Annotated in this window: 17 protein-coding genes; 8 read left to right on the top strand and 9 right to left on the bottom strand. The window is 65.3% G+C overall.

Annotation, left to right across the window (positions count from 1 at the left end):
* Positions 1 to 119: 119 nt before the first annotated feature.
* A complete protein-coding gene (locus QX128_RS00460) occupies positions 120 to 941 on the top strand; it encodes a lytic murein transglycosylase (RefSeq protein ID WP_315799836.1) in 822 nt (273 codons plus the stop codon).
* 67 nt (positions 942 to 1,008) lie between these two features.
* On the opposite strand, the gene QX128_RS00455 is transcribed toward QX128_RS00460, so the two are convergent.
* Positions 1,009 to 1,272, bottom strand: a complete 264-nt coding sequence (locus QX128_RS00455) for a hypothetical protein (RefSeq protein ID WP_315799835.1) — start codon at positions 1,270 to 1,272, stop codon at positions 1,009 to 1,011.
* Positions 1,273 to 1,750: 478 nt separating this feature from the next.
* Between QX128_RS00455 and QX128_RS00450 the strand changes: the two genes are divergently transcribed.
* The 5 genes from QX128_RS00450 (at position 1,751) to QX128_RS00430 (ending at position 6,496) form a co-directional block, all read left to right on the top strand.
* Complete coding sequence (locus tag QX128_RS00450; protein ID WP_006614327.1) at positions 1,751 to 1,903, top strand: DUF1127 domain-containing protein; 153 nt, start codon at positions 1,751 to 1,753, stop codon at positions 1,901 to 1,903.
* 157 nt (positions 1,904 to 2,060) lie between these two features.
* On the top strand, positions 2,061 to 3,494 hold the full coding sequence (gene trmFO, locus QX128_RS00445) for a methylenetetrahydrofolate--tRNA-(uracil(54)-C(5))-methyltransferase (FADH(2)-oxidizing) TrmFO (protein ID WP_315799834.1): 1,434 nt from the start codon (positions 2,061 to 2,063) through the stop codon (positions 3,492 to 3,494).
* A gap of 7 nt (positions 3,495 to 3,501) precedes the next feature.
* Complete coding sequence (locus QX128_RS00440) at positions 3,502 to 4,602, top strand: serine/threonine protein kinase (RefSeq protein ID WP_316178574.1); 1,101 nt, start codon at positions 3,502 to 3,504, stop codon at positions 4,600 to 4,602.
* Positions 4,603 to 4,669: 67 nt separating this feature from the next.
* A complete protein-coding gene (locus QX128_RS00435; RefSeq protein ID WP_316236416.1) occupies positions 4,670 to 5,560 on the top strand; it encodes a TauD/TfdA family dioxygenase in 891 nt (296 codons plus the stop codon).
* A gap of 243 nt (positions 5,561 to 5,803) precedes the next feature.
* A complete protein-coding gene (locus QX128_RS00430) occupies positions 5,804 to 6,496 on the top strand; it encodes a TauD/TfdA family dioxygenase (protein WP_316236415.1) in 693 nt (230 codons plus the stop codon).
* A 13-nt stretch (positions 6,497 to 6,509) separates the two neighbouring features.
* Here the strand turns inward: QX128_RS00430 and QX128_RS00425 are convergent, their stop codons facing one another.
* The 5 genes from QX128_RS00425 to yajC all read right to left on the bottom strand — a co-directional run bounded on the left by QX128_RS00425 (position 6,510) and on the right by yajC (position 10,898).
* On the bottom strand, positions 6,510 to 7,370 hold the full coding sequence (locus QX128_RS00425) for a phytoene/squalene synthase family protein (protein WP_316236414.1): 861 nt from the start codon (positions 7,368 to 7,370) through the stop codon (positions 6,510 to 6,512).
* Entirely contained in the window at positions 7,367 to 7,750 is a 384-nt protein-coding gene (locus QX128_RS00420) for an Mth938-like domain-containing protein (protein ID WP_315799829.1), read from the bottom strand. The genes QX128_RS00425 and QX128_RS00420 overlap by 4 nt, the downstream gene beginning before the upstream one ends.
* Before the next feature lie 55 nt (positions 7,751 to 7,805).
* Positions 7,806 to 8,831, bottom strand: a complete 1,026-nt coding sequence (gene secF, locus QX128_RS00415) for a protein translocase subunit SecF (protein ID WP_315799828.1) — start codon at positions 8,829 to 8,831, stop codon at positions 7,806 to 7,808.
* A gap of 8 nt (positions 8,832 to 8,839) precedes the next feature.
* On the bottom strand, positions 8,840 to 10,441 hold the full coding sequence (gene secD, locus QX128_RS00410; RefSeq protein WP_316236413.1) for a protein translocase subunit SecD: 1,602 nt from the start codon (positions 10,439 to 10,441) through the stop codon (positions 8,840 to 8,842).
* An 88-nt stretch (positions 10,442 to 10,529) separates the two neighbouring features.
* Positions 10,530 to 10,898: a preprotein translocase subunit YajC gene (gene yajC / locus QX128_RS00405; RefSeq protein WP_172108587.1), complete on the bottom strand. Its 369-nt coding sequence runs from the start codon at positions 10,896 to 10,898 to the stop codon at positions 10,530 to 10,532.
* Positions 10,899 to 11,101: 203 nt separating this feature from the next.
* Here yajC and QX128_RS00400 point away from each other — a divergent pair, with 203 nt between their 5' ends.
* Complete coding sequence (locus QX128_RS00400; protein WP_316236412.1) at positions 11,102 to 12,106, top strand: ATP-binding protein; 1,005 nt, start codon at positions 11,102 to 11,104, stop codon at positions 12,104 to 12,106.
* 226 nt (positions 12,107 to 12,332) lie between these two features.
* Here the strand turns inward: QX128_RS00400 and QX128_RS00395 are convergent, their stop codons facing one another.
* Together QX128_RS00395 and QX128_RS00390 are read right to left on the bottom strand one after the other, a co-directional pair.
* Positions 12,333 to 13,784 (bottom strand): LysM peptidoglycan-binding domain-containing M23 family metallopeptidase, encoded by a 1,452-nt coding sequence (locus QX128_RS00395; RefSeq protein WP_315799825.1) that lies wholly within the window; start codon positions 13,782 to 13,784, stop codon positions 12,333 to 12,335.
* Positions 13,785 to 13,891: 107 nt separating this feature from the next.
* Entirely contained in the window at positions 13,892 to 14,539 is a 648-nt protein-coding gene (locus tag QX128_RS00390; protein ID WP_316236697.1) for a protein-L-isoaspartate(D-aspartate) O-methyltransferase, read from the bottom strand.
* 267 nt (positions 14,540 to 14,806) lie between these two features.
* Between QX128_RS00390 and QX128_RS00385 the strand changes: the two genes are divergently transcribed.
* Positions 14,807 to 15,190, top strand: a complete 384-nt coding sequence (locus QX128_RS00385) for a response regulator (RefSeq protein ID WP_315799824.1) — start codon at positions 14,807 to 14,809, stop codon at positions 15,188 to 15,190.
* An 8-nt stretch (positions 15,191 to 15,198) separates the two neighbouring features.
* Here QX128_RS00385 and surE read toward each other — a convergent pair whose 3' ends face one another.
* Entirely contained in the window at positions 15,199 to 15,966 is a 768-nt protein-coding gene (gene surE, locus QX128_RS00380; RefSeq protein WP_315799823.1) for a 5'/3'-nucleotidase SurE, read from the bottom strand.
* Positions 15,967 to 16,017: the final 51 nt, after the last annotated feature.

Here is a 16,017-nt window from a genome sequence, read left to right as displayed (position 1 = left end):
GCGGCGCTCACGAAATCCGACGCCAATGTGATCGAAAGGCCTTGCTGCTGCCGCGGTTACGCCCGACATGGAGCACGCCCAGCAACGCCTTTTGAATCCATTGCCGTCCAGGTGTTTCGATGATTGCTCGCGTTCTCGCCGTTTCCGCTCTTGCCTGTCTCGCTGCCCTCACCCCCCTGTCAGCGCCAGCGCATGCCGCGGTACCCTGCGGCAACGGCAATTTCGACGGCTGGCTCGCCGAGTTCAAGACCGAAGCGGCGGCCAAAGGCATCTCGCAGAACACGATCAATGCGGCGCTGACGGGCGTGACGCCCGACCAGAGCGTGCTGAACCGCGACCGCGGTCAGAAGGTGTTCAGCCAGACCTTCGAGGAGTTCTCCGGGCGCATGGTGCCGCCGCGCCTGACCCGCGGCTCCAACATGCTGAAGCAATACGGCTCGGTGCTGTCGCGGATCGAGCAGAGCTACGGCGTGCCCGGCGAGGTGCTGGTCGCGATCTGGGGTCTCGAGACCGATTTCGGCGTCAACGTCGGCAAGTTCCCGACCATCCGCGCGCTCGCGACGCTGGCCCATGACTGCCGCCGCGCCGAGCAGTTCCGCGGCGAGTTGCTGGATGCGCTGCGCATCGTCGACCGCGGCGACCTTCAACCGGCCGAGATGCACGGCGCCTGGGCCGGCGAGATCGGGCAGACCCAATTCATGCCGTCGTCCTGGATCAAATATGCCGTGGATTTCGACGGCAATGGCCGGCGCGACCTGATCCGCAGCGCGCCCGACGTTCTCGCCTCCACCGCGAACTATTTGAAGGGCTATGGCTGGCAGAAGGGCAAGGACTGGGAGCCCGGCGGCCCGAATTTTGCGGTCATCCAGCAGTGGAACAAGAGCGAGGTCTATGCGCGGACGATCGCGACGTTCGCGACCCAGCTGGCGCGGGCGCCGTAGGAGGGAGAGTGAGGCCGATCGCGGCATCGCGACCGGCCGTTCGTTCGATGATGCTGTGATACGCCCGCTACTTGCTCATCCCGGCCTGCATCGCCCTGGTCAGGTGCATGCTGCAGGCACCCATCTTGCCGCTCAGAAGCGCGTCCTGCGCCGCCGCGATCTCTTTTTGCGCCGTGTATCGGGCGTCGCCGTCGGCCATGGCCTCGATCGCCGTCTCGGTCTTTTCCAGGTTGGCCCCGCTGCAGCCGGCGCCATGCATCCGCGCGGCCTGAGCCGGATCGAACGCCACGATTGCCGCAGTGATGAGCGCGGCCCCAAACAGTTTGTTCATTGTTCTTCCTCGCTGGTGCGGCGGCATCGGCATCATTGCCGGATACCGCGACACTTTGTCGCACCTTCCGCAAGATGGCACGAAATGAAATCGCCGCGAGCGATCCGTGATGGCGAGCCTTCCATTCGAGAGGTAAAGCCAAAATAATGAATTTATATTCATTCTATGAACCCATGCATTTCGCGAGGTACGGGCCGGGCGGGCACCTCCAAAACTTGTCCAGCATCGGAGTTGGCATTACGCGATCCGGCAATCCGAACGAGCGATTGAAAAACCGCATGAATACGTGGTTTTTTTGCAATTCGCTCAGCGGCTGGGCGCCCTGCCCGATTCTTACCCAAGCGTTACTCAAGCTATGCGCCGAGGGGTTAGCTGCATCGCAACATTCACGCTTCCGCATCGCAACATTCCCTTCTATGTTCATTTCAACGATGAAGTTCCAACGAAGAACTGAATCGCGAACTAGAGGAGATTTCTCATGTTGCTCTCGCTCATCCGCATGGTTCAGGCGTTCCGTGAGTATCAGCGCAACGTTGCCGAGCTGTCGCAGCTCAGCGATCGCGAACTCGCCGACATCGGTCTCGATCGCTCGGACATCCCGCGCGTTGCCGCCGGTCACTACAACGGCTGATCAGCCCTCTTCCGATATCTACCGGACATCGCCCGCCTCGCTGCGGGCGTTGCCGTTTTCGGGCGGTTCGCACACGGCGACACACGCGCCCGCTTTCTCGCGCCGAGCCTCACTGGCGCATTTGCAGCGCTCGGGAAAAGCGCTACCTGTCCCGCGCATGACAGGCTCCAAATCACCTTCGAAGACCGTCCACATTGTCGGTGCCGGCCTCGCCGGCTCGGAAGCCGCCTGGCAGCTCGCCGAGGCTGGAGTCGACGTCGTGCTGCACGAGATGCGGCCGGACCGCATGACCGAGGCGCACCGCACCGCGACGCCGGCCGAGCTCGTGTGCTCCAACTCGTTCCGCTCCGACGACGCGGCCAATAACGCGGTCGGCCTCCTGCATGCCGAGATGCGTCGGCTCGGCTCGCTGATCATGCGGGCCGCCGACGCCAACCAGGTCCCGGCCGGCGGTGCCTTGGCCGTCGACCGTGACGGGTTCTCGGCCGCCGTCGCAAGCGCGCTGGAAGGCCATCCGCGCATCGAGCTGCGCCGCGGCGAGATCACCGGCCTGCCGCCGGCGGACTGGGAGAAGGTGATCATCGCCACCGGTCCGCTCACCTCGCAGCCGCTGGCAGAGGCCGTCCGTGACCTGACCGACGAGACGGCGCTCGCCTTCTTCGACGCCATCGCGCCGATCGTGCACAAGGACACGATCGACATGTCCAAGGCCTGGTTCCAGTCGCGCTACGACAAGGTCGGTCCGGGCGGCACTGGCGCCGACTACATCAACTGTCCGATGACGAAGGAGCAGTACGACGCCTTCGTCGCGGCGCTGCTCGCCGGCGAGAAGACCGACTTCAAGGAGTGGGAGACCAACACGCCCTATTTCGACGGCTGCCTGCCGGTCGAAGTGATGGCCGAGCGCGGTCACGAGACGTTGCGCCATGGTCCGATGAAGCCGGTCGGCCTGACCAATCCGCACAATCCGACCGTCAAACCCTACGCGATCGTGCAACTGCGCCAGGACAACAAGCTCGGCACGCTCTACAACATGGTCGGGTTCCAGACGAAACTGAAATACGGCCCGCAGCAGCAGATCTTCCGCACGATCCCCGGTCTCGAGAACGCCGAATTCGCGCGGCTCGGCGGGCTGCATCGCAACACCTTCCTCAACTCGCCGAAGCTGCTCGATGCGCAGCTCCGTCTGCGCGCGCAACCTCGGCTTCGCTTTGCCGGCCAGATGACGGGATGCGAGGGCTATGTGGAGTCGGCGAGCATCGGCCTGATCGCAGGCCTCTACGCCGCCGCCGAGGTGCGCGGCGCCGATCTGCTGCCGCCACCGCCAACCACCGCGCTCGGCGCCCTGCTCGGCCATATCACCGGCGGCCACATCGAGACGATCGACGGCGCGACGCGCTCGTTCCAGCCCATGAACATCAATTTCGGCCTGTTCCCGCCGCTGGCGGCGGCCCCCACCCGCAAGCCGGACGGCACGCGGCTGAAGGGCAACGAGAAGACGGTGGCGAAGAAGCAGGCGATGAGCGCCCGCGCGCTGGCTGATCTCGACCGCTGGATCGCCGAGCACCTGCGCGTCGCGGCCGCTGCGTGAGAGCCCCATGAGTTTGCCGAAGACTGATTCCGCCGTGCTGGCGGCACGTTGGAGCGAAGGCGTGCTGCTCAAGCGCGACGTGTTCTCGACCGTCGAGCGCGGCCGCTTCAAGAGCGAGGCCGGCGAAGTCGATGCGGTGCTACGCCGGCTCGACGAGGTGCCGTGGTGGTCGTTCGTGCTGGCGCGGCATTTGTTCGCGCGCGAGCGCAAGGCGCTGACGCGCGCCAGGGGGCTCAACGCCGGCCCCGATCTGCTGTGGGCGGGCGATCGCGCGCTGGTCCGCGGCTTCATCAATGGCGTGGCGCTGCATCTGGCCAAGCCGCACGGCAACGTCGCCTATTTCCGCTCGGCCAAGCGGATGATGCGCCGGCTGCATCGCGCCGGAATCACGCACAACGATCTCGCCAAGGAGCAGAACTGGCTGGTCGGTCACGACGGCCATAGCTACGTGACGGACTTTCAGCTGGCCGCCTGCTTCGACAGCCGCAGCCGCCTGTTCCGGATCGCGGCCTATGAGGATTTGCGTCACCTGCTCAAGCACAAGCGGAGTTACGCGCCCGAGGCGCTGACGCCGAAGGAGCGCAAGATCCTGGCACGCAAATCGCTGTTCGCGCGCATCTGGCTGATGACCGGCAAGAAGGTGTATCGCGCGATCACGCGCGGCATCTTCAATTTCACCGACCGCGAGGGGGGTGGACGGCGCCTCGTCAACGATGCGCCGGTGCTGATGGATATGATCCGGAAGAACCCGGCCGTGCGCGATGCCGCGATCGTCGCCTTCGCCGACCGCCGAACCGGCGTCGGGCTGTATGCGTTCGTCGAGGGGGAGCAGCCTACGCTTGAAACCCAGTTGCAGAACGAGCTTGCTTCAGCCAAGGGCCCGAAGCCGCCGGAGCACATCCAGGTCGTGCATGCCCTGCCGCGCGACGCCAGCGGCAGGCCACGCACCGAGCTGTTGCAGCTGGTCGCGATGAACCAGATCGACCTGATCGAGCCGATGCTCACGAGCGACAGTGATCGCGCCTTCCTCAAGGACATCCTGGACTCGCGCAAGAACCTGCGCGACCGGTTCAATTTCGAGGCCGACCTGAAGCTGCCTTCGGCCTGAGCGGACGAGACTTCGCGGCCCGGCCATTGTATCCTGTGGTTGCAATGTCGTTTGGGAGGATTTGGCAATGAACGTCGAGACCCGCGCGGCGACAATCTCTCGGTCATCGAACATCGAGATCATCCCGACCGGCCGGCAACTCGGGGCCGAGATTCGGCATGCCGATCTCAGGCATCTCGACGATGCGGGCTTCGACGCCCTGCTCCGCGCCTTTCACACGCACTCCGTTTTGCTGGTGCGCGGCCAGGATCTGACGGACCAGGACCTGATCGCCTTCAGCCGCCGCTTCGGTGATCTCGACTGGGCGCCGGTGCAGGAGAACGGGCGCCGCTTCGTCGACGGTCTGCCCGAAATCTATATCGTCTCGAACGTGAAGGTGAATGGCGAGGCGATCGGCAGTCTCGGCGCGGGAGAAGCGGTGTGGCATACGGACATGTCGTATCTCGACACGCCGCCGATCGCGAGCGCGCTCTACGCGCTGGAAATTCCGCCCGCCGGCGGCAACACCTCGTTCTGCAGCATGTATGCCGTGTACGACGCGCTTCCGCTCGAACTGAAGCGCCGTGTCGCGGATCTGAAGATCAAGCACGACGGCACCTACAACAGCGGCGGCTTCGTACGTCAGGGCGTGACGCCGACCGATGATCCGCGCACCTCGCCGGGCGCGATCCATCCGCTGGTCTGCACGCATCCCGATTCCGGTCGGCAGATGCTTTATCTCGGCCGCCGGCGCAACGCCTATCTGGTCGGGCTCGAACTGGCGGAATCGGAGGCACTGCTCGACGAATTGTGGGCGTATGTAGCCCGTCCGGAATTCGCCTGGGAGCATGTCTGGAAGGTCGGCGATCTCGTCATCTGGGACAATCGCTGCACCATGCATCGGCGCGATCCGTTCGATGATCATGCGCGGCGAATCATGCATCGGACCCAGATCAAGGGAACGAATCGCCCGCACTGATTCGCTTGCGCGCGACATCCGCACGATCAAGCGCCAGATTGCCTGCGAATGAGTTGCAGGTTGCTGGATATTTCCTCGTGCGTCGCCTTGAAGCGTCCAATTTCCGACTCAGAGCGGCAGAGTGTGCCGACAATCGGCAGATCGTGCCGCGATCCTTCCGCGAATTGCCTCCGAGCCGAAACACCCGCGACAAATTACGATGGTTGATTTGCAGGCGCTGGTGAAACTTGGGAGATGACGCAAGTGAGTCTCAGAAGCAACGTTGCTCGAAGCGCCGAAAGCAGCCTCATCCAGGTCATCCCGACGGGAAAGACGCTCGGTGCCGAGGTCTGCAATGTCGATCTCGGATCCTTCGATGATTGGGCGTTCGCCTCGTTCATGCGCGCGCTGCTCAGGCACCAGGTCCTGCTCGTGCGCGGCCAGCGTCTTGGTGAACGTGACATCGCGGCTTTCAGCCGCCGCTTCGGTCACGCGGATCTATTTTACACCTCTCCCGGCGGCTTGCTGGGCGACAGACTGTCATTCTGCAGCCTCTACGCCGCTTATGACGCGCTCTCGCCGGCGCTGCGCAGCCGCGTCGCTCATCTGAAGGTTCGTCATCTCTCGACCGACACCGCCGATGACGGCCGTCGCACCGTCATCGCAGGCCCGGTGCACCCGCTGGTCGGCAATCATATCGATACCGGCCGCTCGATGCTCGCACTGGGGCAGCGCCGCCATTCCTACGTCGTCGGCCTCGAGCAGGACGAATCAGACGCGCTGCTCGACGATCTCTGGCAGCTTGCCGAACGGCCCGAGTTCAGTTGGACCCACACCTGCCGGCCCGGTGATCTCGTCGTCTGGGACACCCGCTGCACGATCCACCGGCACGAGCCGCCGGACATGCCGAGACTCCTGCACAGCCCGCCACTCTGGAACACGATGCCCTCGGCTTGAGCCCGCGACGGCGTCAGCGCGCGCGAAAACTCGCCGTCCCCGCGGCCCGCCACAGCGTCCACAGCGTCGCAAGGCGCGAGCGGGGGCGCGGTTGAAACGGATCGTCGCGGGGCCCGGCCCGCGCGAGGTCGCGCCGGACCAGCGCGAGCGGCAGCAGAACCGGCCGCACGGCCGGCGGCGCCTGACGCGCCAGTTCGAGGGTGTGATCGAGATGCTGCCGGGCCTGCCCGCGCAGGTCCATGATCACCTGCTGGATCGCCGGTGATGCCTTGCCGGAGAACATCTCCTCCTGGCCGACGGCATGCCGCGCGAGAAGATCGAGCGGAACGTAGAGCTGCCGGTGGGCGGCATCGCGCGGCAGCGACGCGATCACCTGGAGCAACCCTTGCGCGATGCCGGCATGGTGCGCGAGATGATCGGCGTCCGCAAACGGCGGCGCAATGATCTGCGCGGCCAGCGCGAACAGCGCGCCGCGCGTGTCGCCGAGATAGCCGTCCAGCGCCGCCATCGTCGGCATCGGATCGTTATAGAGATCGAACTGGTGCTCATCGACCAGGCGCGTCAGCCGCTCGACCGGAAGCGCGAAGCGCTGCACGGTGAGCAGCAATTCGGCCGCAACGGGATTTCCCTCGGCGCCGCCATGTTCGTGACCCGTCAGCGTGTCGTGCCACCACTGCAGCCGGACTTCGCCCGGCAGCGGCTGCGACACCAGATCTCGTATGCGGCTGACTTCGACGTTGAATGCGTACAGCGACAACAGCGCACGCCGGGGCTCGGGCGGCATGAACAGCGTCGAGGCGTAGCGGTCGAAATCGTGCTCGCGGACAAGGCCTGCACAGAACGCGGCGTCGCTGTTGGCGCTCGTCTCGCTCATGGGACGGCGATGAGCGCTGCCGCAACCCGGCGCCGCTCGCCGATCATGACGTTGTAGGTGCGAATCGCGGGGCCGGTCTGCATCGCATCGAGAACGACGTTCACGCCGCGCAGGGCCGCGCGCAGCGGTGCGGGCGGGATCCAGACTTCGTTTCCGGTGCCGATGATGAGCGTGTCGATTCTGTTCGCCGCGTCGAAAACGCGCTGCAGCGAATATCGGTCGATCTGGCCGGGCTGAGTGACATCCCAGGCCCAGATCGAGTCGGGCAGGCACAACAGCGAGCCGCGGTGCGACATGCCGGCAAAGGCAAAGCCGCCTTTGCCATAGCCGTCGATCGGCGCCGATCGCGGGAAGTGCGGAGTGTCGTTCGGAGTGGTCATGCCCGAGACCAGCTTGCTGCCTCCGGATCTGATCCGAAGGCAAGCTTCCTTCGAATCACGGCATCTTCTTCTTCGCCGCCGGCTTCTCCTCCTGCGCTTCGGCTCGGACCGAATGCACGCCAAGATAGATGAGGATCGGCGACGCGATGAAGATCGAGGTGTAGGTGCCGACCAGCACGACTCCGAACATCATCACCGCGGTGAAGCTGTGGATCGCCGGGCCGCCGAACAAGAGCAGCGCCAGCAGCGCCAGGGTCACCGTGACGTGCGTGATGATCGAGCGCGACAAGGTCGAGTTGATCGATTCGTTGAGCAGCTGCGGCATCGGCATCTTCTTGTAGCGCCGCAGCATCTCGCGGATACGGTCGTAGATGACGACGGTGTCGTTCAGCGAGTAGCCGAGAATGGTCAGCAGCGCCGCGATGCTGGTGAGGTCGAAGTCGACCTGGCTGATCGACATGAAGCCGATGGTCAGCACGATGTCGTGGACGTTGGCGATCATGGCGCCGAGCGCGAACTGCCACTCGAACCTGAACCAGAGATAGATCAGGATCGAGACGATCGCGAGCATCAGGCCAAGCAAGCCGACGGCGAGGAACTCGCCAGAGACGCGCGGACCCACGACCTCGACGCGGCGATATTCGACGGAATCACCGATCGCCGCCTTCACCTTGTTGGCGGCCTCCTGCTGCGCGGCATCACCGCCAGGCTGCTCGGCGATACGGATCAGAACCGATGCATCGGTATCAGCACCGAACTGCTGCAGCTGCACTTCGCCGAGGCCGAGCGTCGACAGCTTCGCACGCATCCCGGCGATGTCGGCGGTGCCCGACTTGGCCCGCACCTCGAGCAAGGTGCCACCGCGGAAGTCGATGCCGAGGTTCAGGCCGTGGGTGAAGAACAGCACGATCGCCAGGATCGACAGTGCCGCCGAGATCGGGAAGCTGATGCGGCGGAACTGCGTGAAATCGAAATGCGTGTCGTCGGGCACGATGCGCAGCGACGGTAGCAGGCCGAGCGCGCTGACCACCGTCAGCACCACGATCAGGATGCCAAGCCCGATGAGAACCCAGTGTGTCACAGTAGCTCCTAGATTGGCACGCTTTGCGGCCGCTTCCACCGCACCCACCCCGCCACGATCAGGCGGGTGAGCGTGAAGGCGGTGAAGACCGTGGTGAGGATGCCGATGCCCAGCGTCACGGCGAAGCCGCGCACCGGGCCGGTGCCGATGTAGAACAGCACGGCGGCGGCGATGAAGGTGGTGATGTTGGAGTCGAGAATGGTCGCCAGCGCGCGCTTGAAGCCGGCGTCGATCGCCGAGATCGCGTTGCGGCCGCCACGCAGCTCCTCGCGGATGCGCTCATAGATCAGCACGTTTGAGTCCACGGCGATGCCGACCGTCAGCACGATGCCGGCGATGCCCGGCAAGGTCAACGTGGCGTTGAGCAGCGACAGCACACCGAAGATCATGGCGACGTTCACGACCACCGCGATGTTGGCGAACACGCCGAACAGCCGGTAGGTCACCAGCATGAACACGATGACCAGGATCGAGCCGACATAGGAGGCGAGCTCGCCCTTGGCGATCGAATCGGCGCCGAGACCCGGACCGACGGTGCGCTCCTCGATGACCGTGAGCGGCGCCGGCAGCGCACCGGCGCGCAGCAGGATCGCGAGCTCGTTGGCAGACTGCACGGTGAAATTGCCCGAGATCTGGCCCGAGCCGCCGGTGATCGGCTCGCGGATGACCGGCGCCGAAATCACCTTGTTGTCGAGGACGATGGCGAACGGCTGCCCGACATTCTCGGTCGTGGCCTGCGCGAACTTGCGCGAGCCGGCCGAGTTGAAGCGGAAGGTGACGATCGGCTCGTTGGTGCGCTGGTCGAAGCCGGTCTGCGCGTCGGAGAGATCTCCGCCGGAGACCAGCACCTGCTTCTTGACGACATAGGGCTGGTTGGGCGGCGACGCGCTCTGCAGCACCTCGGAATCCGGCGGCACCCGCCCCTGCATCGCCTGATCCGCCGGCACCGAGGTGTCGACCATGCGGAATTCCATCTTGGCCGTGCGCCCGAGCAGGTTCTTGAGCTGCGTCGGATCCTGCAAGCCCGGCACCTGCACCAGGATGCGGTCGTTGCCCTGGCGCTGGATCACCGGCTCGACGGTGCCGAGCTCGTTGACGCGGCGCTCGACGATCTGCATCGACTGCTCGATGGTCTGGCGGATGCGTTCCGTGATGGCCGCCGGCGGGATCGTCAGCCGGACCAGTCCGCCGCCGGCATCGCTGACCTCAAGGCTGCGCTGGCCGCTGGAACCGAGCAGCCCACCGAGCGGCTGCGAGAGATCACGCAGCTTGGAGATCGCAGTTCCCGTGTCGCTTTCCTTGGTGATCCGGACCTCGACCCCATCACCCCGGCTCACCAATCCGGTGTAGCCGATCTTGGCATCGCGCAGCGTGCGGCGAACGTCGTCGCGCACGGCATCGAGCCGCTCCTTCTTGATGTAGTTGGAGTCGACCTCGAGCAGCAGATAGGAGCCACCCTGCAGGTCGAGGCCGAGCACCAGCCGGCGCTGCGCCCAGGCCGGCCAAGTCTTGACCGTCGCCTCGGAGAAGAAGTTGGGCACCGCGCACAGGCACACGACGAGCGCCGTGAGAATGATGCCCAGCGCCTTCCACCGCGTGAAATACAACATGGAGCTTGTCCGTAAGGGCCGTAGCCGGCCCGAAAAATCAGAACATCACTAGAGAGCGAAGGCCGGAGTTGATCTGGCCGGGCCGCAATCAGCTCGCGGCCTTCTCGTCCTTCTTGTCGTCCTTTGCGTCTGCCTTCGCGGGCTCGCCCTTGGTGCGGACGCCGGTGATCATCTGGCGCATCTGGCGCACGCGGATGCCGTCGGCGATCTCGAACTCGACCTGGTCGTCGTCGACGACCTTGGTCACCTTGCCGACCAGGCCGCCCTGGGTCACGATGGTGTCGCCGCGGCGGACGTTCTTGACCAGGTCGGCATGCTCTTTGACCTTCTTCTGCTGCGGCCGAAGGATCAGGAAATACATGATCACGAAGATCAGCGCGAACGGCAGCAGCGACATCAGCATGCTGTTGGTGTCGCCAGCGCCGGCGGCCTGGGCATAGGCAGGGGTGATCAGCATGTGGTCGATCCTCGTGGGCAGCGCCCGGTGAGACGGGAATAGCCGGCGAACCACGCATGTCTCGGCGCGGGCCGGCCTCTTGCGAATTTCGCGCGGAATATAGCGGCAGCAGTCCCAATAGCAAGGCGCCCCGCCCCTTCATTTCGCCCCGCTTGCGGCAGCCGGCGAGGCCCGATATGGCTGCCCCATCAGGAACTTGCAGCATGTCGAAAAAACCAGCCAAAGCCCCGTCCCGTAGCCCCGCCAAAAACGCCCTCGGACCGCTCGCCAAAGGCACCCGGCCTGCAGCGCAAAAGCCACCAGAGATCGCGGCAAAACGTCCTGCCCGCCCCGCCTCCGACGATACGGCTGACCGGATTGCCCGTGCGCTGGAAGCCATTGCCACGCATCTGGCGGCAACCCATGCGGGTGCCACGCCCGCGCTTGACCTCAACGCGGCCGACGCCTTCGTCTGGCATCCGAACGGCCGGCTCTCGACGGTGCCGCGCGTCAGCCGTGTCGAGATCGACCTGCTCAAGGGCATCGACCGGATGCGCGACATCCTGATCGAGAACACCGAGCGCTTCGCCAACGGCCTGCCGGCCAACAACGCCTTGTTGTGGGGCGCGCGCGGCATGGGCAAATCATCGCTGGTGAAGGCCGCCCATGCCAGCATCAACGTCACGCGCAAGCCGGCCGACCGGCTGAAGCTGATCGAGATTCACCGCGAGGACATCGAGAGCCTGCCGGCGCTGATGGACATCCTGCGTGCCGCGCCGTTCCACTTCATCGTGTTCTGCGACGACCTGTCGTTCGACGGCAATGATGCGTCCTACAAATCGCTGAAGGCCGTGCTCGAAGGCGGCATCGAGGGACGGCCCGAGAACGTCATTCTCTACGCCACCTCGAACCGACGCCATCTGTTGGCCCGCGATATGATCGAGAACGAGCGCTCCACCGCGATCAATCCGGGCGAAGCGGTCGAGGAGAAGGTCTCGCTGTCCGACCGTTTCGGCCTGTGGCTCGGCTTCCACCGCTGCAGCCAGGACGAATATCTCGCGATGGTCAAAGGCTATTGCGGTCATTTCGACATCGCAGTCGCCGCGGATCAGTTGGAGCGCGAGGCGCTGGAATGGGCCACGACGCGCGGCTCGCGCTCCGGCCGCGTCGCCTGGCAGTTCACGCAGGATCTGGCGGGCCGCCTCGGCGTGCGGCTGAGCGCGAAGTAATCCGACCTTCCGCGCCCCATCGCAGGCGATGACAGTCGCCTGCGTGGCACGCAACCAGTCTCAGCCTCCGTCATTGCGAGCGCAGCGAAGCAATCCGGAGTCCCGCACACCACCCTGGATTGCTTCGCTGCGCTCGCAATGACGCCTTTGGCTGATATCCCGCCTCAAACGACAAGGGTTCGCCCAGAGGCGAGCCCTTGCATGTGAGGGCGGCAGGCGTCGCGGCTCACGCCCCGTTGAGGAATTGCAGCGGGTCAACCGGAGACGATCCCTTGCGGATCTCGAAGTGGAGCTGCGGCGATCCGACTTCTCCCGATTGACCCGACTTGGCAATGACCTGGCCGCGCTTGATCGGATCACCGCGCTTCACCATCAGCTCACTCGCATGGGCATATGCGGTGACATAGCCGTTGGAATGCCGCACCAGGACCAGGTTGCCATAACCCTTCAATTCATTGCCTGCGTAAGCGACGACGCCATCTTCGGCCGCCTTCACCGGGGTGCCCTCGGGGACGGCGATGTTGATGCCGTCGTTGGACTTGCCGTTGGTCTTGGCGCCGTAGCTCGTGATCACCTTGCCGCGCGCCGGCCAGCGGAAGGTCGGCAGCGAGCTGGTGGTTTCGGCCGGCCGCGCCGGCTCCTCCTCCTTCTCGGGCGCCGGATTGGCCTGGGCCAGGCGGGCGCTCTGGACCGGACCTGCCGCCGCAACCCGCGTCGTCGGCGCTGGCGCCGGCACGGTCGCAACCGCCTGGGGAACGGTTGCGACCGGGGCCACCGGCGCGGCTGCCGCTACGGCCCTGCCAGGGACGGTCAGCCTGGTCCCGAGCTTCAGCGGCGATGCCTGATCGATGTTGTTGGCGCGGGCGAGCTCAGCCGCCGTCAGATGATTCTGGCGGGCGATGCTGGCGAGTGTCTCGCCGCGGTTGACGAAGTGGACGGTGGACGGTGCTGCGGCCGCCACCGGCTTCGGCGCGATCATTGGCGCCGCAGCAACGGGCTGGGCCGCGGGCGCAGCCGCCACCGCGCCAGGATGCGGAATGATCAGCTGCTGGCCCGGCGACAACGCGCGCGGCCCCTTGTAGCCGTTGGCAGCCAGGATCTCAGCCGGCGTCACGCGGTAGCGCTTGGCGAGGATGTCGAGCGTATCGCTGGTGCCGACGATGATCTTGGTGCCACTGGCAGGACGCGCGGCCGCGACCGAACGCGGCGGCACGGTGCCGGTGGTCTCGAGCCGCGGCTGGGCCGGCGGAGCATAGGAATGCGCCGGCTGTGCATAGGCCTGGGGTGCGGCGACGGCGGGCGCTGCGACGGGGACCGCAGCGGGTGGCGCATAGGATGCGACGCCGCGCCCACCCGACGACATGCCTCCGGCACCGCCGCCCGTCGGATAGGATTGCGGAGCCCCGACCGCCGGGGGCGGCAGCGCCGCGGACGAATAGGCTGGCGCCGGCGCGGGAGCCGGCGTGTAGGACTGGCTATATTGCTGGTGCTGCCGGGGCGGCTGCGCCTGCACCGACCCGGTGGAATCGGATGCAAACGGGTTTGAAAACGGATTTTGCGTCTGCGACAGCCGCGTCGACATGTCGGCGCTGCAGCCGGCGACGCCGAATGACATCAGCGCCAACGCCGCAACCTGCGGCAGGCGGCGCGAGCGAAGCAACTCGACAGTGGCGGGCATGGTTACTCACTCGTACGCAACAAACAACGAATTCGAGTAAACACAGCCGCGGTAAATAAGCGCTTAAGCCGCGAATAAAGCGTTGTGCGGCCTGCTGATCCGTCTCTTTAGAGTTCGCGCGCAATTCCCGGAATTGCCGGCACAAATCGCACGTCGACGAGCTCTTTTCGGTCGAGACGATCACCCGTCCGCGTGATCCTGACGAGCGTCTGCACCCCGTGTTGCGGCCCGACCGGCGCGATCAGGATACCGTCCGGCTCCAGCCGGTCGAGCAGGCTCTGGGGAATCTCATCCATCGCCGCCGTTACGATGATGCGGTCGAACTGGCCGCCCCCCGGCGGCAGCGCGTAGCCATCGCCGAGCATGACCTCGACATTGAAGCAGCCGAGCTTCTCCAACCGCTCCCTGGCCTTGTCGGCCAATGTCCGGAAGCGCTCCACCGTCAGGACGTTGGTGACCAGCCTGGACAGAATCGCGGCCTGGTACCCCGACCCCGTCCCGATTTCGAGGACACGATGGGACTTCTGCAGCTTGAGCTGCTCGGTCATGTAGGCGACGACGAAGGGCTGGCTGATGGTCTGCCCACAGGCGATCGCCATCGCGCTGTCGCGATAGGCGTCCGGGCGGTCGGCCGGCAGAACGAACTCCTCCCGCGGCACCTCTTCCATCGCACGCAACACCGCCTGATCGCTGATCCCGCGCCGACGCAGGGTCAGCTGAAACATCATTTTCTCGGGAGGAGCAGCTGGGGGCATCGGGATGTCGGTTGGTGGGCTCCTGCGCAATTTACCTGCCGGGCGAGGGTTGCGCACCGATTTTCCGCGCGCCCGTCGCAACCAGGATGCACCGTCATGTTCCCGACGACGACCGCGTTCCGCACGAGGAACCAAGTCGGGTCCAGTTCGTTCACCTTATGGGCGATCGTGCCCACGCCGCACGGCCATGAAAGACGACATTGTTGACGTTGCGCCATAAGCCGTTATTTGCGAGCGTCAAATCGGATATGGGCAAGGACTGACATCATGACTGCACCGCGGCCGCCGCGCGGCTCTGTGTTTTTGGTTGAAGACGAAGTCATGATCCGAATGATGGTGGCCGACATGCTGGAAGAGCTCGGCTACACCGTCGCGGCCGAGGCCGGCGAAATCGGCGAAGCGATGCGGCTGGCCGAGAGCACCTATTTCGACGTTGCCATTCTCGACGTCAACGTCAACGGCAAGGTCATCTCGCCGGTGGCCGATCTCATCAAGGCGCGCAACCGGCCCTTCATCTTCGCAACCGGCTACGGCTCGTCGGGGTTGCCGGAAGAATATCGCGACCGGCCAGCCCTGCAGAAGCCGTTCCAGCTCGAGACGCTCGGAAAGGCGATCGACCATGCCCTGCGTGGCGCTGAGCCGCAGGGGTAGAAGGCGCTTCAGCCGAGAATGTCGCTGAGCTTGCCGGAGAACGCCTCGTCCGTGCGATCCAGGCGAAGCGGAGTCACTGACACGTAGTGCGCCGCGAGAGCTGCGAGGTCCGTCCCCTCGTCGGGCAAATCGAGCGAAGCTGCCCGGTCGAAGCCGATCCAGAAATAGGGGTTGCCGCGGCCGTCGCGCCGCTCATCGACCTTCAAGAAGCCGAGATTGCGCTTGCCCTGGCGGGTGACCACGACGCCCCTGACCTCTTCCGGTGCACAGGCGGGGAAGTTGACGTTGATCACTGTATTCCTCGGCACGCCGGCTTCGAGCACCTTGCGCACGATCTGCGGGCCGAATTTGAGCGCGGTGTCCCAGGACGGCTTGTCGCGAGTGGCGATGCTGAATTCCTGCGACAGGGCGAACGACGGCAAGCCGAGAATGGTGCCTTCGAGCGCGCCGGCGATGGTGCCCGAATAGACCACGTCCTCGGCAACGTTGCGGCCCTTGTTGACGCCGGACAGCACCACGTCGGGCAGCTTCGCCCCCAGGATATGCCGGGCCCCCATGATGACGCAGTCGGTCGGCGTGCCGCGCACGGCAAAGTGGCGCGGGCCGACCTCGCGCAGCCGCAACGGATCATTGAGCGAGAGCGAATGCGACACGCCGCTCTGGTCGAGCTCGGGCGCCACGATCCAGACGTCGTCGGACAGGGCCCGTGCGATCTCCTCGATCACCTTGAGACCCGGCGCATGGATCCCATCGTCATTGGTGCAGAGAATCCGCATGGCCAACCTTCCGTCTCTTCGAAAGCATCGTTCGGGGGTGTCTTATCTGCT

It is taken from the genome of Bradyrhizobium sp. SZCCHNR1015 (assembly GCF_032489875.1).
Taxonomy (GTDB): domain Bacteria; phylum Pseudomonadota; class Alphaproteobacteria; order Rhizobiales; family Xanthobacteraceae; genus Bradyrhizobium.
The sequence above is the reverse complement of the archived record's forward strand: the minus strand, read 5'-3'. Positions and strand labels throughout refer to the sequence as shown.

Bases quoted from the DNA above. Each gene is read 5' to 3' on its own strand.
- QX128_RS00460 (WP_315799836.1), top strand. From the start codon at position 120: ATGATTGCTCGCGTTCTCGCCGTTTCCGCTCTTGCCTGTCTCGCTGCC.
- QX128_RS00455 (WP_315799835.1), bottom strand. From the start codon at position 1,272: ATGAACAAACTGTTTGGGGCCGCGCTCATCACTGCGGCAATCGTGGCG.
- QX128_RS00450 (WP_006614327.1), top strand. From the start codon at position 1,751: ATGTTGCTCTCGCTCATCCGCATGGTTCAGGCGTTCCGTGAGTATCAG.
- trmFO (WP_315799834.1), top strand. From the start codon at position 2,061: ATGACAGGCTCCAAATCACCTTCGAAGACCGTCCACATTGTCGGTGCC.
- QX128_RS00440 (WP_316178574.1), top strand. From the start codon at position 3,502: ATGAGTTTGCCGAAGACTGATTCCGCCGTGCTGGCGGCACGTTGGAGC.
- QX128_RS00435 (WP_316236416.1), top strand. From the start codon at position 4,670: ATGAACGTCGAGACCCGCGCGGCGACAATCTCTCGGTCATCGAACATC.
- QX128_RS00425 (WP_316236414.1), bottom strand. From the start codon at position 7,370: ATGAGCGAGACGAGCGCCAACAGCGACGCCGCGTTCTGTGCAGGCCTT.
- QX128_RS00420 (WP_315799829.1), bottom strand. From the start codon at position 7,750: ATGACCACTCCGAACGACACTCCGCACTTCCCGCGATCGGCGCCGATC.
- secD (WP_316236413.1), bottom strand. From the start codon at position 10,441: ATGTTGTATTTCACGCGGTGGAAGGCGCTGGGCATCATTCTCACGGCG.
- yajC (WP_172108587.1), bottom strand. From the start codon at position 10,898: ATGCTGATCACCCCTGCCTATGCCCAGGCCGCCGGCGCTGGCGACACC.
- QX128_RS00400 (WP_316236412.1), top strand. From the start codon at position 11,102: ATGTCGAAAAAACCAGCCAAAGCCCCGTCCCGTAGCCCCGCCAAAAAC.
- QX128_RS00395 (WP_315799825.1), bottom strand. From the start codon at position 13,784: ATGCCCGCCACTGTCGAGTTGCTTCGCTCGCGCCGCCTGCCGCAGGTT.
- QX128_RS00390 (WP_316236697.1), bottom strand. From the start codon at position 14,539: ATGCCCCCAGCTGCTCCTCCCGAGAAAATGATGTTTCAGCTGACCCTG.
- QX128_RS00385 (WP_315799824.1), top strand. From the start codon at position 14,807: ATGACTGCACCGCGGCCGCCGCGCGGCTCTGTGTTTTTGGTTGAAGAC.
- surE (WP_315799823.1), bottom strand. From the start codon at position 15,966: ATGCGGATTCTCTGCACCAATGACGATGGGATCCATGCGCCGGGTCTC.